The sequence below is a fragment of the Serratia sp. BNK-4 genome, from assembly GCF_048685115.1.
In the GTDB taxonomy this organism is placed as follows: Bacteria; Pseudomonadota; Gammaproteobacteria; order Enterobacterales; family Enterobacteriaceae; genus Serratia; species Serratia bockelmannii.
Map to the genome: position 1 here is coordinate 2190585 of NZ_JBLQTM010000001.1, position 22221 is coordinate 2212805.

Here is a 22221-nt window from a genome sequence, read left to right on the forward strand (position 1 = left end):
ACGTTGCCTCTCATCAAGACGCAGGGACGGGACGCGCAGTCCCGCACCCTGCGTGGGTTATGCTTTGCCGTTGCTCCAGCCGGCGGGATCCAATACCAGCGCCGTTTGCAGCCCGATGCTGCCGGTCATCGCCGGGCTGTAGGCCTGTTGTCCATAGAAGGCCGTCGGCGGGGTTCCTGTCGCCGTGCCACCGCCGCTCGGCAGCAGCGGCGAGACGGCCTGCTTGGCCACCGCACCGCCGAGACTGCTGAAAGTTGGCAGGCTGAATTTCCCCAGGACGAAACTTTGCATTCCCCCGACCAGTGGCAGGTTGTAGTTGGGGATGCGGCTGACGAAGGCTGGCAACGGCACGATGCCCAGGCTACCGAAAGCGTTGTAGGCGTTGCTGACCTGGGTGAGCGAGGTCGGGCTGAAGGCCCAGCCGTTGCCGCCGGTCAGCTCGGCGAAACGCGCAGCCTGCTGGAAGGCGGCCGCACCGCCAACCCCTGCGGCGCCGCCACTGATCGCGCCGCCGACGGCACCGGTAACGGCGCCTTTCAGCAGCGACTGTTGCCAACTGCCGCTGTTGGCGACGCCAAAGGCGTCGTTGATGAAGAATTGGCTCACTCCCTGCGCCGCACCTACTGCCGCGCCTACGGTGGCTCCGACCCCTGCGCCGGCCGCCAGGCCCGCCGCAATGCCGCCGGCGGTGGTGGAAGCTGCCGCCGCCGCTGCCGACCCTGCGGCAAAGGCGCCGACTCCGCCGGCGGCGGACAGAGCCCCGGCGAGGGCTCCTATCCCTGCGCCGGCGAATACATAACCGGCTAGCGCGCCGCCGCGCAATCCGGACTGATAGCCGCTGTACAGGGCGACCCCGCCGCCCAGCACGGCGCCGACGGCGGCCCCGATCAGCAAGATGATAATGATTGGGGCGATCTCACCGGAAGGGTCGGTCTGATTAACCGGGTTGTTGCCGCAGTAGACGTAAGGGCCGCCATACTGGAATCTAGGATCGCAGGAGTAAAAGCGCCCCAATTGCGGATCGTAGAAGCGCGCCCGATAGTTATAGAGTCCCAAATCTTCGTCCAACTCCTGGCCGGTGTAGCGATAGCGCAGTAACGAGGACGTGCCGACGCCAGTCGGCAACGATTGGCCGAAGGGCATGTAGTCGAGCAATGCGTTGACCTGACCGTTTTCCGCCACTACGGCACGGATCGAACCTTGCTGATCCTTCAGCACGTACTGGGCCTCACCACCGTCGATGAGCAGCAGCAATCCGCCGACGCCATAGAGATATTGCGTCGTACGAGCGCCGAACTCCATCAGCGGCGCGTCGCTCAGGCCGTGTACGTAAGCGAGTTTGCTGCCGTCGGCGAACCGCTTTTGCACCCGCTGATTGATGCCGTTGTAGCACAGCGCAAGCTGGCGGCCGTCATCCAGTGCGATCGTTAACGGAAGATTATTCAGTGGGTTGTAATCGATACGCTGAATACCGCGACTGGCGGAGAGCGTGACGTTACCGACGACGTCATACTCGTAACGCTGCGCGACCGCGTCATTGGCGAGCACGGCGGCGACTTTGCCGCTGTTCGGCTGATACTCGTAGCTGAAGAGGGTGTCTCCCTGTTGCAGCCGGAGGATGTTGCCGCCGGCGTCGAAGGTCAGCGGCGCGCCGACGCCGAGGCTGTAAGCGGAATTGACGCTGTGCTCGGCGACCGTCAATTGGCCGCGCGGATCGTAGCGATAGCGATAAGCGAAGCTGTTTTCGGGCCTGACCGCATTGTCGTGCACTACGCCGGCGATATTGCCGTTGAAGTAACCGGCGCCCTCGTAGCCGCCGTCGGTGTAGCTGAAGCGATGTTTCAACAGCGGTGCGCCGTCGGCATAGTGGTTGTTGATTTCATTCAACCAGCCGGGAGAGTTATAACTCATGGTGCGTCGCAGCGCCCGCCCCCCCTGTGAATTCAACTGCTCTTCAGCCAGGCTGCCGTCGGCATGGTAACGGTAGCGAACGAACTTCTCCGGATCGTCCGGCGTGCCGATGGCGGCGGTTTGTCCCATGTCGTTATAGCGATAGGCCACGCTGGCGAGCGGCGCGCCGGCGGGATAATCGATGCGGATGACGTTGCCGAGGTTGTCGTAGGCATAGCCCGTGATGTAATCGCCAGCGTCCGGCAGACGCAGTTGCGACAGGGTCGCATTGCCTCCCGTATCGTAGCCATAGCAGTTTTCGACGCAGAGTCCGTCAGCGGCGCGACGGTACATTTTCCACAGGCGGCCGCGCAGAGTCGGCTCGTCGCCTTCGCCGTCATAGACGTTTTGCGTTTGCCAGTCATCATGGTGCGGGTAGTGCGGATCGTTATCGGCGATCGCCTGCAGCGCCGAACCGTCACCCCAGGCTTGCGCCACTTCGCCATCCTCGCTCAGGCGCCCCAGAACGTCATATTTTTTATACAACACGCGGTCTTTCGCGCGGCTCAGCGGCGTTGAGCTGAAACGCAGACGTCCGGCAGGATCGTAGATATACGTCGTTTCTCCGGCATCCGGCGTGACGCGTGCAGCGAGCTGACACAGGAAGTTGTAGCGATTGTGGCTGATGAAGGCGTCATCCGCCGGGGAAGACGACGGGTGGCGAACCTGCACGATATTGCCCGCCGCGTCGAAGATCTGTTGGACAGCGTCGCGAACAACGCCGCCGGCCTCGGTCTGCTTGCTCAGCGTCTGGCCACGGCGATCGTTGAGTGACAGCACGCCGGTGCCATCGGCATCGTACAGGGCGCTCACCCGCAATTCTCCAGGGCGACAGGCGATACCTGCCACCTGCGTGTGATCGGTGACGGCGTAAATGAACCGTGTAATATGCGGGTTGTCGCCGGTAATGGCGAAGATTTTGCCTGGCATGCCTTTGGCCACCGGGCGTTTCAGCGAGGAAGCCTCATAACGGGTGCCGCTATAGGGGTAACCTTCGTCCTGCGGGTAATAATCACTCACTTCACCGGTCATCACGCCGTTTGCGGCGTCCAGTGTGCGGACAAAGGCCGCCCGGTAGCCGAACAACGTGCGTTCAAAGGCGGCGATCTTGGTTTCGGCAACCGTATTGCCCAGCGCGTCGTACAGCGTTTCACGCACCAGGCATCGTCCTTCGTTCAGCACCTGGTGCTGCGTTTCCTGCCGGTTGGCGTTTTTATACGTGATGGCCAGCTGCGGCGATCGGAAGGTAACCGCATTGGCAAAATAGATTTCCCCCTGTGCCTGCAGGCTGAATTCACCGTCGATCCTTGCATCGGTCTGAAGGGCGAAAACCTGACGACCGTCGGCATATAACAGAACGGCATCGTCGCCCGGTACCAGCAGCACCGAGGTGGGCAGGCAGCCGTTGGTCGCGTCGTCAGTGTAGGTGTTGCCCGCCAGCGTCAGCCGCCATCCCGCGATGGCGTCCCACTGGGCGCTCAGACTGTCGCCGATCGTCAGGCCGAAGGCGAGGTTCTGCGTCGCCGGCGACGAAAGGGTGAAGCCCACCGCGTAGCGGCCGGCGGTGGCCAACCAACGCAGGCGGTTGAGCGTCGTACCGCAATGCAGTAGCCGGCCCTGGCTGAGACGCCAGGCGCTGTCGTCGTCGCGCCGCCAGCGCGTCCAGGTTTGTTCGCCCTGCGTGAAGGTTTCGTATTGCCCACCGTCGGCGGCCAGAATTTCGCAGCTGCTGGCGGGATCGTGCTGCGGGTAGCTGAATGGCAGCGTATCGTGCCAACTGCGTGGCGCATAGTTCACCACGCCTTTCTTGCTTTCGCCTTGTGGCCCGGTCTCAACGAACTTTTGCCGCAGCGGATCGTAGCCGCAGCGCAGGACATCGGCGTTGTTGCCCATAACGGCGATCTCATCCAGATACAGCGGATCGTAGCAGCGGGCCTCCATCTTGCTGGCCAACGGCGTGACGCTGACGGTGTTGAACAGCACATAGCCGACCGTTTTTTGGTTGTCGAAGGCGAGCGCGAGCGGACGCTCCGGATCGCCGCTATAGGGGATGACGCTTTGCCAGTAAACCCAAGCGCCTTCTGCCGTGGGGACGATCGGCGTGGTGTGCGGCGCGGCATTGCCACTACGGCTGATCAAGTTTGCCGCACCGGGCGCCGCGTTGAAACCGGGCGAGGTTTTGAGCCAGGCGGAGACAACGACCGGCTGCGTTTGCCGCAGCGGCGCCGTTCGGGTCAGGGTCGCACCGACGCCGAGTTTGAGGCTGCGGCTGCCGACATAGGCGTCGTCGTCGACGATCGCCGTATCGCCGTCGAGCCGCCAGGGATCGGTGCTGTGTTGATAGGGTTCGAAACCGATGAAATCGCACTCATCCGCCGCGCCGCTGACGAACGCCGCCACCGGCAGGATCTGGTTGTTGTCCCACAGCGTGCTTTCGACCTGGCTTTCGCTGTTTTTCTGGGAGAGGATCGCACCATAGAATGTTCTGGCCAGTATCGTGCCTACCGGCAACCACGCGTCACCCGGATCGCTTGCCAGCGCCGGCGGGCTGGGGGGCTGGGCGCCAATCGCGGCTTGCAGCACATAGGCTTGCGTGGCGGCCCACACTGTCGGCGCAGCTTCATCGGCAAGCGGCTGTTGCCGTTGCAGAGCGCCGTAGCGTTGCAGACTGCCGGCGTAGATTGGCAGCGCCTCTCCCAGCGCCGCGCTCCCCGCTGCGTCGAATTGGCTGAAGGGCGCGTCGATCGCATTTTTCAGTAAGAACCAGGGATAGGCTTCGAACGCATAGCCGTAGAGTTTGGCAACGCCCTGCGTTTCTCCGGTGGCGGTCACATTGTCAAAGCGCTCGCGGATCAATTTGCCGAAGCGTGAGTCATAGCGATAATCGGTACGTATCGCCAGGCCATCATTAAGGCTGTTGTCGGCGATGCAGCGCGTATAACCGCCGAACAGCGGTCGCTCGACGCCGTCGATCGCTACGGAGGTGAAGGCCATCAGGTTTTTTTGTTCGTGAACCAACAGATTGCCGTCGGCGTCAAACACCTTTTGCTCGATCAATTGGCCGTCCAACAGCCCGGATGACGCTTGATCTGCAGCGCGAACTCGCTCGCCGACCTGCGGATCCTGGCGCGTCAGGCCATTGAAGTAATAGTTCTCGCGATAGCCGAAGCGCGGCGCGGACATGCTCTCGCTGCCGGGATAGCTGGCACTCTTGTAGTACTTGAAGACCGCGCCGGTAGGGTCGCAGGTCGCTGTCGCAATGTCGAACACGTAGCAGGTGGTGCTGACGGCGTAGCCGTCATCGATGCTGACCGTGTCGACGCAGTAATCCACCAGTGCGCCTTGCAGCGTGTTGTCGAGGTAGCGATTCAGCGTCAGGCTTTCCGCATTATCGAAGTCTTTGTTCAGCGGTAGATAGGTAACGAACGCGGACAGGCCGGCGGGATATTGGCCGTTGATATTGGGTTTGACCATGCCGGAGACGCCAATCTGCGTGAAATAACGTTGCGTGAGCGTGTCATCGCCGGCGAAGGCCTGATTGCGGAAGGTTTTCACGGTGGTGTTTTTGGCTGCCGTGCCGTCCAGGTTCAGATAAGAGATAAAGCGCGGTCCCTGATTGATCATGGTGGTGCTGTCTATCGCGTAGGGCACTTCGGCATATCCAGCTGCCGCGTCCAACCAATTGCACCAGGAACCGCGGTGATAGACGCGGTTGCCCATGGTGGCGATATCCGCGCCTGCCGTCGGGAAGTAGTGTCTTTTTCTTTCCGAAGTCGGATCGTCACGGGTATAGAGATCGCGCGCCGCATCGTTCCAGGCGGTGATTTGCCGGTTGGGATCGTAGGCTACCATGCGCGCCTGAGCCGCGAATTCGCGGTTGCTGACGGCGATTGCGTAATCGGCGCCGTAGGCGAACCAGTTGATGTCCTGATCGCTGCAGGTACTGCGTAACAGCAGGCTGTCGTTACGCAGCCAGTCTGCGCCGTTATAGCGCAGCAGATAGGGGCCGGACGCAATCATGGCGTTGTTGACGAATTTTGCCAGGAACGGAATGGTGAGGGTTTGCGACGGCGCGCTTTTCGGCAGGCGGCAGGGAAAGTCAGTGCTGGTCATGGCGCCGAATGCCGCGTCCCATCCGATGACCTTGACGGTGTAATCAACGCTGAGCGAAACCTCCTGCGTGATGTAGGTCAGCGCGATAAACGAGGCGCCGGCGGCAAAACCGAAACGGGTGGCCGACGCATCGCCGCCGAGGGTGAACACCAGCGGGAGTGAGGCGCCGTTTCGCCATTGTTCTTGGCTATCCTGATAATAAAGCGCCAGCCGATTACGGTGTTCGCCGCCGGTGAGGGGGGCATAATCCAGGACGGCGTAATAGCCGTTGGCCGCCGCGATGTAGGGGCGGGCGGTGGCGTTGAGATCGCCAGACCTATCGGCGATCGCCCACCGTTTGGTGAAGTTATCCCAGGTGTAGCGCAGCAGCGTCCGTTGATCCTTGTCGCAGACCACAAAAAAGTTGTCGCCGGCGGCCAGCTGCAGTTGGGTGGTGTTGGCGGCGATTGGCGCGCTGTCGAACCACTCGCCCCATTTGCGGTTATCCTTGTGATAGACATGCGCATAGGATTTGCCGCTCTGCGGGGTGGCATAGGTCAGGCAGGCGAAATCACCGGCAGTGACGACGTTGACACTGTTGATGTCGAAAGCGGCCTTGATCGTTTGCTGCTCGGGAGCCCAGCATTGCCAGCGCCCAAGCCAGGTGTAAAACGTGACGTGGATTTGGTCGCTCGACTCGTTAAGCCACAGGCAGACCGCGTAATCGCCGCCGAACCATACGCGCGGTTTGGCGCTGCGCGGCCAGGGACTGACGATCTGCCGCTGGCGATCGCACAGCGGCAGCGTTTGTTGCTTATACCGGTAGGCGATTTTCGCACCGTCCGGCGTGACGGCGCCACTGAGCGCGCCGGCATTGACCGTACCCGCCGGCCAGTAGCTGAACTGCATCTGCGGCAGCGCACAATTTTCCGCATAGCGCCGCTGGACGCCGGTGAGCGTGCGTTTGACGGTATCACCGTAAAGCGGATCGCTTTGCGGGTAACCGCTGAAATTACTCTGCGTGTCATAGCTCAGCTGCACCGCATAGAGCAATGTGCCCTGCGAGTTTTTGACGACGATGTTGTCCAGATAGCGCGTTTCGTAGCGATCCTGATAGGCTGAAGCGGCGTTGCCGGGGGCCTTGCTGTAGGGGGTATCCCAATGCGGAGACAGGTATTCCCGTGGGCCTGCGGGCGACTGCGTGTCGTACCGCTTCTCCTGATAGCCAAAATCGACGGTGCGATCGAACATGTCGGTGATGCGCGTCAGGTAGCAGGCTTTGGTAAAACTTAAGCCTCGTTCGCCAACCGGCTGTTCAACGGCCTCGTAACGGAAGGCGATCCGATCGCCCCACAGGCTTTCCACCTGCGCCAGATTCCAGATTGCCGCAAAGCGAGACTGCAAGGCATCGCCCTGGGGCGAGTGGGTCAAAGCGGATTGTCCCGACCAGTTGCCCCAGCGCACTTTCCATTGAATGCTCTGATCATCCTGCGCGTTGCCGCCGTAGAAGTAGCTGACCCCGTTGTCCTTGACCAGCTCCCAGCGTTCGAACTGCGGATAATACAGGACCTTGCTGAAATCATAGTGGAAGCACTCAAACGCTTCACCGCCGGAGAAGACGGCGAGTTCGGCGTCCTGGCGCAGCACGTTGAAGGTGCGCTGATAGACTGGGTCGATAATTTCCCATTGTCGATCGTCGAACCGCGTGACGACCTGAGCATGGCAACCCAACTGCAGGCCGGCGGCGATGAAAGCGGATTGGATTTCGGTGTCCACTTTGCCGCTATTGAGCGCGGTGGTGGCGGCGATTGGTAATTTCGCTCTCAGCCAATCGTTGGGCGCGCGAATTAATTCTGATGAGGCGTTGTTGGTATAAATTCGATAAAGGTTGTCACCGGGTGTTGCATTATCCCGGTGATCGACTTCAATGCGTTCGAAAGGCAATTGCCAGCCTAATCCCATAATTCCGGTTGGTGCGCTAACATTTGATTGATAAATTTCATTTTTGATGTTGCTGCCATAAAATGCAGTGACTTTGACGTCGAGTTGATTCCTTCCGGTTAACGCAACCAAATCAAGCGATAAATTCACATCGCCGCGAAACAGATTGACGCTGTCTTCGAATATGTTTTTTTCATTGCTTTCGAATTGGCTTGGCCGTACTGGCGGGATCTGACCGTTGGTTTTGTCACTCATTTTTAAATACCCTCATCGATAAAGCGCAGGGAAACAAAATGGCTTTCAATCGCCAGGGGCGATTGAAAGCCAGGCGATGCGCCTCTGCGCCCAAACGGCGGGCCAGCGGCCGCTCAACGTCTCAGGATTCGCATTCGGCGATCACCAGCACTCTTACCGTACCTGAGGTTTTATTGTTGGATTTGTCCTCCATAAAGCAGGTGGCGGACACCGTGACACTGCTGCCGCTGAGGCCGGCGATCGCGCTGGAGACGTCGATTGTTTTCAGGTGGTGGTCGGTGTTGCCGTAAGAAACGTTAAACCCCTGAACGGCGACGGAAGCATTAATCACCCGTGAACCAAAATCCAAACTTTGAGTGGAGCCGGAACTGACGCTAATAACTTTAAATTGTGTCGTCGACATATATAACCTCGAATTTTTAGACAGCTGTGGGTAGCGCCGCTAAAAATAGCGGCGATGAAAAATAGAAGGTGAAGAAAAGTCTTATCAGAGATAAACAGCATAGTTAAAACTAGGGGAGGTAATTGATTCTGTCAATGAAAGTATAAATAAAATTAAACCATTTCAAAATCATGATGATAAATAAAATAACTTTTTTATCAATGATATTAAGCGTGTTAATTATAATCTTATTCAGTCGTTATTGAACTAAGGGTATTTCTGTGACAGGTGATGTTACATTAATTAGAGAGCGTTGTTTTTATTGTGTTAAGTGAATGGCACTCATGCTTCTGCAATGCCGTGCAATTAATTCAATAAAAAAAATTTCTCTGCTATATTTTAAAGCTAACCGTTTAGCGGAAAAAGAGAATGTGAATTGTCGCCCTGGGTGACAGTAACGACCGTGATCAAGACCGTTTTTATAATCCGGCTGGAGGAATACAGCATGAAAGCTGCCGTAGTGACGAAAAACCATACCGTAGACATTCAGGATAAAGTGCTGCGCCCGCTGAAGCACGGCGAGGCGGCGTTAAAAATGGAGTGTTGCGGGGTGTGCCACACCGACTTGCACGTGAAAAACGGCGATTTCGGCGAGGTGCCGGGCATTACGTTGGGACATGAGGGTATCGGCGTGGTCTCCGCCGTCGGTGAGGGCGTTACCTCGTTAAAAGTGGGTGACCGCGCTAGCGTCGCCTGGTTTTACCAGGGTTGCGGCCATTGCGAATATTGCGTCAGCGGCAACGAAACCCTGTGCCGCTCGGTGAAAAATGCCGGCTACAGCGTTGACGGCGGCATGGCGGAAGAGTGCATCGTGGTGGCGGACTACGCGGTGAAAGTGCCGGACGGGCTCGATTCTTTCGCCGCCAGCAGTATCACCTGCGCCGGGGTCACCACCTACAAGGCGGTGAAAATTTCCGATATCAAGCCGGGGCAGTGGATCGCCATCTATGGCCTGGGCGGGCTGGGCAACCTGGCGTTGCAGTACGCCAAAAACGTGTTTAACGCCAAAGTGATTGCCATCGACGTCAACGACGGCCAGTTGGAGTTCGCCAAACAGATTGGCGCCGATCTGACCATCAACTCCAAAACGCAAAATGCGGAGGAGATCATTCAGCAGCAAACCGGCGGCGCTCACGCGGCGGTGGTGACGGCGGTGGCGAAAGCCGCCTTCAACTCGGCGGTCAATGCGGTGCGCGCCGGCGGTAAAGTGGTGGCCGTGGGGCTGCCGCCGGAGAGCATGGATCTGAGCATTCCGCGCCTGGTGCTGGACGGCATTCAGGTGGTGGGGTCGCTGGTCGGCACACGCGAAGATCTGAAAGAGGCGTTCCAGTTCGCTGCCGAAGGCAAAGTGACGCCGAAAGTGACCAAACGGCCATTGGGCGATATCAACGCCATCTTCGACGAGATGAAGGCGGGCACCATTCGCGGTCGCATGGTGATCGATCTCGGCATGGCGAAATAAGCATCGCTAAAAAAGGCCACCCGCGGGTGGCCTTCTTGTCGCTATGCCCGGCTCAGAACAGGCCCAGCGGTTTGGCGTCGTAGCTGACCAGCAGGTTTTTCACCTGTTGATAGTGCGACAGCGCCGCCTTGTGGGTTTCGCGCCCGATACCGGAGTTCTTGTAGCCGCCGAACGCGGCGTGCGCCGGGTACAGGTGGTAGCAGTTGGTCCACACGCGCCCGGCCTTGATCGCGCGTCCCATGCGGTAGGCGCGGTTGATGTCGCGGGTCCAGAGCCCGGCGCCCAGTCCGAACTCGGTGTCGTTGGCCAACGCTAGAGCTTCGGCCTCATCCTTGAAGGTGGTGACGCCAATCACCGGCCCGAAGATTTCCTCACGGAAGAAACGCATACTGTTGTTGCCGGTAATCAGCGTCGGCTGCAGGTAGAAACCGTTTTGCACTTCGTCGCCGCGCTGAGCGGGTTCGCCGCCCGCAACGATTTCGCCTCCCTCGTTTTTAGCGATGTCGATGTACGACAGGATCTTGTCATACTGCTGTTTTGACGCCTGGGCACCGATCATGGTCTCGGTGTCGAAGGGATCGCCCTGGCGGATGGTGGCGATGCGTGCCAGCACTTTCTCCATAAACTGCGGGTAGATGGATTCCTGGATCAACGCGCGTGAAGGGCAGGTGCACACCTCCCCCTGATTGAAGAAGCCCAGCACCAGCCCCTCAACCGCCTTGTCGATAAACGCCGGCTCCGCCTGCATGATGTCTTCAAAATAAATGTTCGGCGATTTGCCGCCCAGCTCGACGGTGCTGGGGATGATGTTCTCCGCCGCACAGGCGAGGATGTGGCGGCCGACCGGCGTGGAGCCGGTGAAGGCGATTTTTTCGATGCGTTTGCTGCGCGCCAGCGCTTCGCCGGCCTCGGCGCCGAAGCCTTGCACCACGTTGAGCACCCCCGGCGGCAGCAGATCGCCGATCTCTTCCATCAGCACGCTGATGCCGAGCGGCGTCTGTTCCGCCGGTTTCAGCACCACGCAGTTACCGCCCGCCAGCGCCGGCGCCAGTTTCCAGGCGGCCATCAGCAGCGGGAAGTTCCACGGTATGATCTGACCGACTACGCCCAGCGGTTCATAGATATGGTAGGCCACGGTATTTTGGTCGATCTCCGCCGCAGTGCCTTCCTGCGCGCGCAGGCAGCCGGCGAAGTAGCGGAAATGGTCGACCGCCAGCGGCAAATCGGCATTCAGGGTTTCGCGGATCGGTTTGCCGTTGTCCCAGGTTTCGGTCAGCGCCAGCATCTCCAGCCGCGACTCGATGCGATCGGCGATCGCCAGCAGCACGTTGGCGCGTTCTTGCACGCTGGTTTTGCCCCAGGCGTCCGCCGCCGCATGCGCCGCGTCGAGCGCCAGTTCGATGTCTTTGGCGTCGGAACGTGGGAATTCGGCGATCGGCTGGCCGGTCACCGGCGAGGTGTTGGTGAAGTAGTTGCCGGATACCGGTTCGACGAATTTACCGCCAATGTAGTTGCCATAGCGTTTGCGGAACGAAACCAGCGAGCCAGGCAAACCGGGGTGGACATATTTCATGTGAAGCACCTCTCTGCAGATGATAACCGGCGCTATTGGGCTGCGCCTGTGAGTGCGGCATGTCGCCGCAGCACGGAGAAGCACGGCCCGTGCCAGATTGATGAATGGCGAAGATGATCGTTAAAAGATCTCATTTATTAACGCGTTAAAAATTGATATGACGTGACGAATCATGCGGTACCGCCGCCGGCGATGGGTTTTTGTGTTCCGTGTCGCAACGCCTGATACACATCTGTGATACATATTTGCAACACTCGTAAACGGGGGGAGAAACGCATGTTGCCTGATGACCGCTTGCCCACCGAGGGCGCCAGTTTGTTGACCCGCCCGCTGGCGGAATCCTGGCAGCGCAGCCGGGGCTACGGCCTGACGCGCGCCGATCAACATATCCCTTTTATCAAAGCCGGATTACTCGAAGAGCTACGCAGCCGCAATGACTGGGTGCCGCAACGGGTACAGCCGCTGATCGAGCAGCTGGGCGCGCAAATTACGCGCCAGCCCGCCATCGTGGTGATCGCCGATGCCGACGGACTGGTGCTGGAAACCCGCGGCAATACCGACTTTCTGCACAAGGCGTCGCGCTTTGCGCTGGCGCCGGGCAACCAGTGGGGCGAAGCGGATCGGGGTACCAATGCCATCGGCACCGCGCTGGCACTCGGCGCGTTCTGCGAGGTCCGAGGCGACCAGCATTTCCTCAACCAAAATGCCGGATTGAACTGCACTGCCGCACCGATCTATCGGCCGGATGGCCGCATTGCCGGCATACTGGATCTCTCCGCCCCCGCGCAGCGCCCGTACCGCGATGCACAGCGCCTGATCATGCAGGCGGTGCGGCATATCGAACACCGCTGGGTCAGAAGCGCGATCGCCGACCGTCACTGGACGCTGCGCCTGCACGCCAACGCCGGGAGCTTGGGCAGCGCGCAGGAGCTGCTGCTGGTGTTTCACGACGAAGTGCTGGTCGCCGCCAATCGGCTGGCGATGCTGGAGTTCCGGCTTTCACCGGCCGCATTAGGCTCGGTTGAGTTTGCCCAACTGTTTCCCGACCTGCTGCGACAGCCCTCCGGCGCACCGCACCAGACGCTGGCCGGCAATCAACGGCATTATTATTCGCTGCTCGAGGCGCCGCAGCGCCGCGTTAGCGCCCTGCGTTCGGTTCAGCCGCCGGCGGAAAGGCATGACGAACAGCATCAGAAGGCGCTACGCATTCTCAACGCCGGCCTTTCGCTGTGCGTGACCGGCGAAACCGGCTGCGGTAAAGAGCATTTCAGCCGACGCTTGTTTCAACAGAGCCGCTGGCGCAACGGCAACTTCGTGGCGATCAACTGCGCGGCGCTGCCTGAGCCGCTGATCGAATCCGAACTGTTCGGCTATGCGCCGGGGGCGTTTACCGGCGCCAACCCGAAAGGGTATATCGGCAAGATCCGCGAGGCGGACGGCGGCGTGCTGTTCCTCGATGAAATCGGCGACATGCCGGCGGGCCTGCAAACGCGCCTGCTGCGGGTGTTACAGGAAAAAACGGTCACGCCGCTCGGTAGCCGCAGCGCTTATCCGGTCGATTTCGCGCTGGTGTGCGCCACGCACCACGATCTGCATCGGCAGGTAGAGGCGGGGGCGTTTCGTGAGGATTTGCTGTACCGCATACAGGAATATAGCCTGTGCATCCCGCCGCTCAGAGAGCGGGCGCAGCTGGAGACCTTCATTTTGCAGTTGTGGCGTGAGCTGGGCGGCGAGCGGCGCGACATTCGCCTGTTGCCGGAGGCGCTGGCGATGCTGGCGCGCTATCCATGGCCCGGCAACGTGCGGCAGCTGTTGAGTACGCTCAAGGTGCTGCTGGCATTGGCGGACGATCATGCGGTGCTCACCCTGGACGATCTGCCTCAGTCCATCGCGGTGCTGGCGCCGCGCCAGGAGAACGCCGATACCGGCCAGGCGGATCTGCAGACGGCGATCGACAGGGCGGGCGGCAATCTCAGCCGGGCGGCGAAGGCGCTGGGCGTTTCGCGCAGCACGCTGTACCGCAAGTTGGGGAGGCAGAAAGCGGTGGCGGAATGAAACGTCATGATTGCTCATCAATAACCGGCCCCTCGATGCGGGGCCGGTTCATGCTCTAGTCCCCCAGTCCCGGCGGGTTAATCTCCGAATGGGCAATCTTCTCGTCGCTTTCCGCCCAGCGATCCAGCACCTGCAGATAGCTGCCGTTGGCGATGGCGCTGTTGAGCGAAGCCTGCACCGCGTCCACCAGACCGTTGCCTTTCTTCAGTGTGACGGCGATGTTGGCGGTCTTCGGCCAGCCGCCGGGCACAATGCCCACCAGCCGGGTTTTGCCGGTCAGCCGCGCCTGATAAGCGCCGGAGACGTTGGGCCCGAAGGTGGCGTCGGCGCGGCCAGACTGAATGGCCAACGTGGAGGCGGCCTTATCGGTGACGTACACCGGCTGCAGCGGCGCTAATCCCTTGGCGCGGTTCTCCTTGTCCCAGGCCAGCAGCACCGCTTCCTGATTGGTGCCGGAATCGACGATGATCTTTTTACCGGCGATATCCGGCGCCGTTTTGATCTGGGTGATTTTACTGTCGGACTTGACGTAGAAGCCCAGCGTATCCTGCCGATAGGTGGCGAAATCGAATTTGGTCTTGCGTTCGTTGGTTACGGTGATGTTGTAAACCGCGGCGTCATATTTGCCGGAGGCCACCCCCAGCGGCCAGTCTTCCCACGACGTGGGCACCAGTTTGAGTTTCAACCCCAAGCCGTCGGCCACCAGGCGTGCGATGTCCGCCTCGCTGCCGATCACCGTTTTATTGTCGCGGGCGTACAGGCCGAACGGCGGGCCGCTGCCCAGCAGGGAAATGGCCACCGTCAGCGTGCCGGGTTCCACGAACCGGAAACCGGCGGGGATTTTGGCCACGGCTTCGGCGCTCTTCACCGTGTGGATCGGCGTTTCGTTAGCGACGAGATCCACGCCCGGTGCGGCGGCGGCGGAAAAACTCAGCAGCGCCGCAATCACTATCATCTTTTTGCTATATATCATTATGTTAATTACCTTCATTATTATGGGTGTCACACGGTCGTTGCACTATCTCTAAAGGCTGCAGATCTGTGAACGAACAAAATCAACTAACCAATCTTGGAAAAATCATGAGGCGCCTCTGGCGGCGCTGAATCGATCGAGGATGAAGCATGTCGTCGCGTTTCGCTACGTTGGGCCGCATACCGCGCGGCGTGTGGGTATTGGGTGGCGTGAGCCTGCTGATGGACGTTTCCTCGGAAATGATCCATAGCCTGCTGCCGCTGTTTATGGCGACGACGCTCGGTGCCAGCGTGATCGTCATCGGGCTGATCGAAGGGCTCGCGGAGGCGACGGCATTGATCGTCAAGGTGTTCTCCGGCGTGCTCAGCGATTACCTCGGTAAACGCAAAGGGCTGGCGCTGCTGGGCTACGGGCTGGGCGCCATCAGCAAGCCGTTTTTCGCTATCGCATCGTCGTCCGGCATGGTGATGAGCGCGCGCCTGCTGGATCGCGTGGGCAAAGGCATCCGCGGGGCGCCGCGCGATGCCCTGGTGGCCGACGTGACGCCGCCGGAAATTCGCGGCGCGGCCTTCGGGCTGCGGCAGTCGCTGGATACCGTCGGCGCCTTTTTAGGGCCGCTGCTGGCCGTCGGCCTAATGCTGCTGTGGCACAACGATTTTCGCGCCATCTTTTGGGTGGCGACGGTCCCGGCGGCGCTGGCGATTGCGCTGCTGTTTTTCGGCCTGAAAGAGCCGACCGCCGCGATAACCCACAAGCGCACCAACCCGATCACCCGCGCCAACCTGCGGCTGCTGGGGCGCAGCTATTGGTGGGTGGTGAGCATCGGCGCGATCTTTACGCTGGCGCGCTTCAGCGAAGCGTTCCTGGTGTTGAAGGCGCAGCAGGGCGGCACGCCGCTGGCGCTGATCCCACTGGTGATGGTCGCCATGAATCTGGTCTACGCCTGCTCGGCCTATCCGTTCGGAAAACTGTCTGACCGCATAAGCCATGAAGGATTGCTGAAAGCCGGGTTGCTGGTGCTGATCGCCGCCGACCTGGTATTGGCGCTGAGCGATCATTGGGGCGGGGTGCTGTTTGGCGTAGCGCTGTGGGGGGTGCACATGGGCATGACCCAGGGGCTATTGGCGGCGATGGTGGCGCATACAGCGCCGGCTCATCTGCGCGGCACCGCGTTTGGCATGTTCAATCTGATCAGCGGCGTGGCGCTGCTGCTGGCGAGTCTTGGGGCTGGAACCTTGTGGGAGCTGTTCGGTTCCGCCTCCACCTTCTACGCCGGGGCACTCATCTGCGTAGTGACGCTTATCGGTATGCAACTGGCGCCGTTTGGCGCACGGCAGGGGGCTTAACGGCCCTCGACAGATTGCGGCACCGCTTGCAGCAGCTCGGGCACCCGCTGGGATTCCACCGCCCGGCTGAACAGAAAACCCTGGCCAATATGGAAACCGGCTTCGCACAGCGTTTGCCGCTGCTGCTCGGTTTCCACGCCCTCGGCGATGATATCGATCGACAGCTTCTGACCGAGGATACCGATGCTTTCCACGATCGCCAGGATCGCCGGTTCGGTGTTCATGCGTTGAACGAAATCGCAGTCCAGCTTAATGCAGTCCAGCGGGTAATCCATGATATGGCTGAATGAGGAATGGCCGGTGCCGAAGTCGTCCAGTGCGATGCGGATGCCCATCTCTTTGAGCATTTGCAGCGCGCGCAGCACGTACTTGGAGCCATGTTTGTTGAACGCGTGCTCGGTCACTTCCAGTTCGATCAGGTGGTGGGGAATATGGAATTTCAGCAGGCGCTGCAGGAAGGTTTCGGCGTAGTTGTCGCGTAAAAATTCGATCGGCGACACGTTCAGCGAGATAGGGCGTACCGCCACGCCGGCCGTGCGCCAGCGGGCGATATCGGCGAAGACCTTCAGCTGCATGGCTTCGCTGATCTTGGTCGCCAGCTCGTAGTCGTTGAAGGCTTCGCTGACCGTCGCCGGCAGCTGTATGCCGTTTTGCGGGCAATGCCAGCGCAGCAACGCTTCGAAGCCGACGATGCTGCCGTCGGAGAGGCTGACCTTCGGCTGGTAGCTGGGACGGATGCAGTTGTCGCGCACGATCTGGCGCGCGTAGTTGAGCTGGCTGGCGCGCGCGCGGGCCTTGTCCATCATCTTGCGATCGAACATATAGACGCCGCCGCGGCCGCCGTCTTTCAGCTCATACAGCGCGGTATCGGCGCATTTCATCAGTTCCGAAGCGTCGCGGGCATCTTTGGGGTAGATGGCGCCGCCGATGCTCATGCCGCAATGCAGCGTCTTGCCACCGTGGGTGATCGGCGTCTCCAGCTGCAGCAGAAACTTGTTGGCGATGCGGAAAATATCCTGCTCGTTTTCAACGTCGCTGATTACCACCGCGAATTCGTCCCCCCCGAGGCGGGAGACGAACGAATGCGTATTCATGCAGGCGCTGAGCCTTTTACCCAGAACCCGCAGCAGATGGTCGCCCGCCGCGTGGCCCAGCGTGTCGTTCACCAGCTTGAAGTGGTCAAGATCCAGCAGCATCAGCCCGAGGGACTTGTTGCCATGCAGGGCACGCTTCATCTCTTGCTTCAGCTTTTTCTTGAATAAGCGCCGGTTGGGCAGGCCGGTCAATTCGTCATATTCGCTGGCGAGCAACAGACGCTGTTCCATCACGCGTTGCGACGTCACGTCGCGCGAGACGCACAAGATCTCGGCCACGGCGCCGTGTTCATCGCTGACGGGCGAGAGAATGTTGTCCCAATGCTGTTTTTTTCCTTGCGGCGTCACGCTTAATCCCGCGAAGCGCGCATTTTTACCGGCTCTGACGCTGTGCAGCGCCTTGCTGCCACGGCGGCGGACTTCGGGCGACAACAGCCCCAGCCAGGGCATGCCAAACTCTTTTTGCGCCGGATCCAGGCCGAGCGCCAGGCTGCCGGAGCGGTTCATGTGCCGCAGCGTGCCGTCGCGATTGATCACTTTGATGCAGTCGACGCTGGCGTCCAGCATGTCTTGCTGGATAGAGAGCGCCTGAACGTTTTGCTGACGTTGCAGCATTTGCGGGTGGATGTCGGTAGCGGTGAGGTACCAGCTGGGCTCCAGTGCCATGCCGTCCTGACGGGCGTTAAACGCCAGCATAAACCAACGGTAGGCGCCGCTGCGATCGCGCAGGCGTGCCTCGCCGGCGAATGAGGAGAGGGCAACGATCGCCTGGCGCCATTGTGTGGCCAGCCGATCGCGATCGTCGGGGTGCAGGGTATCGAGCCAATCAGCGGCGCCGTGTTCACCGGCGATTGCGCCGGTATAGTCGCGCCACTGTTTATTGAAGTAGCCGCCAAGGCGGTTGCCGAAGCAAATCAGACCGGGCAAGTCGTCTACGATTTCGCTATAGAGATCAATCGGATTTTTGTTATTGGTCTGCTTGGGCAACAGGGTCATGCGGCATTTCCTCGGAAAATTACCCATATTCTCGCTCTCTAGCAGAGCCTCTTTCAATATAGTCTTGCCAATGAAATTGGGAATAGCCAGCGGGCGCGGCTAAAAATCAGCCCGCTAGCATGGAATACATCCAGCGTGAACGCATTAGGAATACTCCTGTTATTTATAAGCCCCCCTTATATTGCAACGAAAAATAAGTGATCGGACCACGATGGGGTTTTGCCATAAAAATTAATCAATCTGATGTTTCTATTTGATGAAATGTTCAGGTGTTTTTATGCTCTTCCACCGGTTGCTCTGCCGGCGCTATGCGTCTTCACTGACGAAAATCTCACTTATGGCGGCAATAACCGCCATTTTATGCACTCTTCAGCGGTTGTCGCGGCACCGTCGCCCGGCGTTTAGAGAAAAGTTATGATGCAAATAAAGAAATGTTTTGTTTCATCTGTTGACACTTTGCTTACGTATAAGATAGCCTCGCGAATGATAATCATTAGAAAAACTGGATGGTGAGGCGAAATGCACCCACAGCCTGATCCTTACGCCCGCACCCGATGGTCGGGGCATTTCGGCGCAACGGCGCCGGCAAGCGTACATTCGCCTCCTCTCCAAACGTCTGCGCCATAGGCGCCCGGCGCGATGGCATCTCTTTGTCAGTCTGCGCCCATTTGCATCTCTCAGCCTGTCTGTTCGCGCGGCCCGCGTCGGGCCCGCATGTGTTATCCGTCGTTTCACGATCATAGGAGGTTTCAGCGCGGTTAAAACGTAAGTTTTCTTCTGGGTATAAATAAACATGGAGCGTAAAATGATACTTAATAAAAGATTGAAGTTAGCGTATTGCGTTTTTCTGGGTTGTTATGGCTTATCCATTCATTCTTCTCTTGCCGCTTATCAGGATCCCGGTCGGTTGGGCGTACCTGACAGTTGGAAAACCGCGGAGTTTAATCGCCAATGGGGGCTTAAGGCTATTTCCGCCGAATTCGCCTATGCCAGAGGCTATACCGGAAAAGGTATAACCATCGGCATTATCGATAACGCCATTCTTTCCCATTCTGAATTCGCCGGTAAACTGACGCGCCTGGATAACGGCAGTTATAACTTCTCGTATGATAAACAAGATAATATGTCTTTCGGCGATCACGGCACGCACGTAGCCGGTATCGCGGCGGCTAAAAGAGATGGCGCAGGTATGCACGGCGTTGCTTTCGACGCGGATATTATCGGCACCAAATTGAATGATTACGGTAATCGCAACGGCCGTGAAGAGCTGATTCAGAGCGCAGCCCGCGTCATCAATAACAGCTGGGGGATCGCGCCAGATATACGGCGAGACGCCAAAGGCGATATCATCTGGTTGCCGAACGGTAGGCCGGACTACGTGGCATTTGTAAAAAACGAAGTGATCGCCGAGATGATGCGCAGCAAATCCAGCGTGGAATGGGGCAGCGAACAACCGGTGCCCACCGGCGGGCACAGCGCCATGTCGACGCTGCTGCGGGCGGCCAGGCACGGCAAGCTGATCGTCTTCTCGGCAGGAAATTACAACAACTACAATATCCCGGAAGCGCAAAAGTCACTGCCTTACGCTTTCCCGGACGTACTGAATAATTACCTGATTGTGACCAACCTGAGTGACGAAAATCAGTTAAGCGCTTCCTCGACCAGCTGCGGACAAACGGCCAGCTACTGCGTTTCCGCGCCGGGTTCTGATATTTACAGCACCGTTGGCCGGCTGGAATCCAATACCGGTGGCGCCGTGAATCGCGAAGCTTATAATAAGGGCGAGCTGTCGGTTAATCCCGGCTACGGCAATAAATCCGGCACCTCAATGGCGGCGCCGCACGTTACCGGCGTTGCCGCCGTATTGATGCAACGTTTCCCTTATATGAGCGCCGATCAAATATCCGCGGTAATTAAAACCACCGCCACCGATTTGGGTGTTGCCGGTATTGATAATCTGTTCGGCTGGGGACGTGTCAATTTACGCGATGCGATCAACGGCCCGAAAATGTTTATTACCCAAGAGGATATCCCGCAGGAATATTATGTACCGGGCTCCTACAGTGAAAAACAGTTCGTGGTGAATATCCCCGGCCTGGGAAATATCGTCGAACCCGGTACCTCTGTTGAGCGGCGCTGCACGTCGAGCGAATGCGACTTCGATTCGTGGAGTAACGACATCAGCGGGCACGGCGGCTTGACCAAAACGGGCGCCGGTACGCTGGCGTTGTTGGGTAATAACACCTATCGCGGTGATACCTGGGTGAAACAGGGCGTGTTGGCGATCAACGGTTCGGTGGCCTCCAACGTCTATATCGAAAATAGCGGCACGTTGTCCGGTGAGGGTACCGTAGGCGCCTTCAGAGCGGTTCGGGGCGGCAGCGTCGCGCCGGGTAACGGCATCGGCACGCTGCATGTGTTGCACGACGCCATTTTTGATCGCGGTTCGCAGTATAACGTGGAAGTGGCGGACAATGGCCGCAGCGATAAGATCGCCGCGCGGCGCGCTTTCCTCAACGGCGGCAGTGTGAATGTCAGCCTGGAGCGCAGCCAAAACCTGCTGTCGCAGAATGAGGCGCAGAGTCTGCTGGGCAACAAGTACACCATCCTGACCACGACGGACGGCGTTAACGGCCGGTTCGAAAACGCCAACCCATCGTATCCGTTTGTTAAAGTCGCGCTGGATTATCAGGGCAATGACGTCGGCCTTGGCATCACGCGCACCGACGCCAGCTTTGACAGCCTGGCCAGCACTGAGAACGAGAAAGCGGTAGCTCGTGCGGTGGAGACGCTCAACGCGACGGAGCCAGTCACGGAAACGGTGAAGCGCAGCGTGGCGGCCCCTACCGCTGAGGCGCTAAGCGCACTGCAAGGTGATGAAGGCAAAGCGCAAGCCGCTACCGAAGATGCGGGCGTCGTAACCGGCCATCCGGTGTATGAAAGCTTCCTCGGCTTCACGTCGGCCAGAGAGCTGCAACAGGCGACCCGTCAACTGTCCGGCCAGATCCACGCGGATATGGCTTCCGCCCAGATTAACGAAAGCCGTTACCTGCGCGATGCCGCCACCGAGCGCTTGCGCCAGGCGGAAGGCCGCCGTATCGCTTCCGATATCAAGGCGGATGATAATGGGGCCTGGGCGAAACTGCTGGGCAACTGGGGGCATGCTTCCGGCAACGACAACGCCACCGGCTACCAGACCTCTACCTATGGCGTACTGTTAGGTCTGGACAGCGAACTGTTTGACGACGGCCGGCTTGGGGTGATGACCGGGTATACCCGCACTTCGCTGGATGGCGGTTATCAGTCAGATGCCCACAGCGACAACTACCATCTGGGGCTGTACGGCGACAAACGCTTCGGCGCGTTGGCCCTGCGAGCAGGCGGCACCTATACCTGGCATCGCATCGACACCTCGCGCTCGGTGAACTACGGCGCGCAGTCGGATCGCGAGAAGGCCAAGTATAACGCGCGTACCGGTCAGCTGTTCATCGAAAGCGGCTACGATTGGTCGAGCGATGCGGTCAACCTTGAGCCGTTCGCCAACCTGGCGTATACCCATTACCGTAACGAGGAGATCAACGAGCAAGGCGGGGCAGCGGCACTGCGCGGCGACAAACAAAGTCAGTCCGCCACCGCCTCGACGCTGGGTCTCCGCGCCGACACCGAGTGGCAAACCGACAGTGTGGCGATCGCGCTACGCGGCGAGCTGGGTTGGCAGCATCAATACGGCAAGCTGGAGCGCAAAACGCAGCTGATGTTCAAACGCACTGATGCGGCGTTCGACGTAAACAGCGTGCCGGTTTCCCGCGATGGCGCGATTCTGAAAGCGGGCGTCGATGTGTCGATTAACAAAAACGCCGTCCTGTCCCTTGGCTACGGCGGGCAGCTGTCGTCCAACCACCAGGATAACAGCGTCAACGCCGGTCTGACCTGGCGCTTCTGATCGCGGTTAGCGTGCTTCGCTTTATTCAGCCCTCATCGTGACGATGGGGGTTTTTTTCGCGGCCAGCCGGCCTTCTTTGGCATGAGGTGATACTTTCTC

The 22221-nt window shown here is 59.4% G+C and carries 9 protein-coding genes; 4 read left to right on the forward strand and 5 right to left on the reverse strand.

What is annotated here, in order from left to right; translation table 11 throughout:
• Positions 1–57: 57 nt before the first annotated feature.
• Together ACMGGW_RS10690 and ACMGGW_RS10695 are read right to left on the reverse strand one after the other, a co-directional pair.
• Complete coding sequence (locus ACMGGW_RS10690) at positions 58–8004, reverse strand: RHS repeat-associated core domain-containing protein (protein WP_197831983.1); 7947 nt, start codon at positions 8002–8004, stop codon at positions 58–60.
• Positions 8005–8359: 355 nt separating this feature from the next.
• Entirely contained in the window at positions 8360–8569 is a 210-nt protein-coding gene (locus tag ACMGGW_RS10695) for a hypothetical protein (RefSeq protein ID WP_049207659.1), read from the reverse strand.
• A 556-nt stretch (positions 8570–9125) separates the two neighbouring features.
• Between ACMGGW_RS10695 and adhP the strand changes: the two genes are divergently transcribed.
• A complete protein-coding gene (gene adhP / locus ACMGGW_RS10700) occupies positions 9126–10142 on the forward strand; it encodes an alcohol dehydrogenase AdhP (RefSeq protein WP_004928541.1) in 1017 nt (338 codons plus the stop codon).
• Positions 10143–10194: 52 nt separating this feature from the next.
• Here the strand turns inward: adhP and ACMGGW_RS10705 are convergent, their stop codons facing one another.
• Positions 10195–11715: an aldehyde dehydrogenase family protein gene (locus ACMGGW_RS10705; RefSeq protein ID WP_049207655.1), complete on the reverse strand. Its 1521-nt coding sequence runs from the start codon at positions 11713–11715 to the stop codon at positions 10195–10197.
• Positions 11716–11991: 276 nt separating this feature from the next.
• Here ACMGGW_RS10705 and ACMGGW_RS10710 point away from each other — a divergent pair, with 276 nt between their 5' ends.
• Positions 11992–13770 carry a sigma-54-dependent Fis family transcriptional regulator gene (locus ACMGGW_RS10710; RefSeq protein WP_167324307.1) on the forward strand — a complete coding sequence of 593 codons (1779 nt, stop codon included), beginning with the start codon at positions 11992–11994 and terminating at the stop codon, positions 13768–13770.
• 55 nt (positions 13771–13825) lie between these two features.
• On the opposite strand, the gene ACMGGW_RS10715 is transcribed toward ACMGGW_RS10710, so the two are convergent.
• Positions 13826–14743, reverse strand: coding sequence for an ABC transporter substrate-binding protein (locus ACMGGW_RS10715; RefSeq protein WP_021504584.1), 918 nt, complete (start codon positions 14741–14743; stop codon positions 13826–13828).
• 149 nt (positions 14744–14892) lie between these two features.
• Here ACMGGW_RS10715 and ACMGGW_RS10720 point away from each other — a divergent pair, with 149 nt between their 5' ends.
• Positions 14893–16089: an MFS transporter gene (locus tag ACMGGW_RS10720; RefSeq protein WP_167324308.1), complete on the forward strand. Its 1197-nt coding sequence runs from the start codon at positions 14893–14895 to the stop codon at positions 16087–16089.
• Here ACMGGW_RS10720 and ACMGGW_RS10725 read toward each other — a convergent pair.
• The gene (locus tag ACMGGW_RS10725; RefSeq protein WP_025302815.1) at positions 16086–18179 is read right to left on the reverse strand and encodes a putative bifunctional diguanylate cyclase/phosphodiesterase; all 2094 of its coding nucleotides are present in this window, start codon (positions 18177–18179) and stop codon (positions 16086–16088) included. The two genes, ACMGGW_RS10720 and ACMGGW_RS10725, sit on opposite strands and share 4 nt — an antisense overlap.
• Before the next feature lie 907 nt (positions 18180–19086).
• Between ACMGGW_RS10725 and ACMGGW_RS10730 the strand changes: the two genes are divergently transcribed.
• Positions 19087–22122, forward strand: coding sequence for an autotransporter domain-containing protein (locus tag ACMGGW_RS10730; RefSeq protein ID WP_197831984.1), 3036 nt, complete (start codon positions 19087–19089; stop codon positions 22120–22122).
• Positions 22123–22221: the final 99 nt, after the last annotated feature.

What these genes read in the sequence shown, in the direction of transcription:
- ACMGGW_RS10690 (WP_197831983.1), bottom strand. Translation starts at nt 8,004, where the DNA reads ATGGGATTAGGCTGGCAATTGCCTTTCGAACGCATTGAAGTCGATCAC.
- adhP (WP_004928541.1), top strand. Translation starts at nt 9,126, where the DNA reads ATGAAAGCTGCCGTAGTGACGAAAAACCATACCGTAGACATTCAGGAT.
- ACMGGW_RS10705 (WP_049207655.1), bottom strand. Translation starts at nt 11,715, where the DNA reads ATGAAATATGTCCACCCCGGTTTGCCTGGCTCGCTGGTTTCGTTCCGC.
- ACMGGW_RS10710 (WP_167324307.1), top strand. Translation starts at nt 11,992, where the DNA reads ATGTTGCCTGATGACCGCTTGCCCACCGAGGGCGCCAGTTTGTTGACC.
- ACMGGW_RS10715 (WP_021504584.1), bottom strand. Translation starts at nt 14,743, where the DNA reads ATGATATATAGCAAAAAGATGATAGTGATTGCGGCGCTGCTGAGTTTT.
- ACMGGW_RS10720 (WP_167324308.1), top strand. Translation starts at nt 14,893, where the DNA reads ATGTCGTCGCGTTTCGCTACGTTGGGCCGCATACCGCGCGGCGTGTGG.
- ACMGGW_RS10725 (WP_025302815.1), bottom strand. Translation starts at nt 18,179, where the DNA reads ATGACCCTGTTGCCCAAGCAGACCAATAACAAAAATCCGATTGATCTC.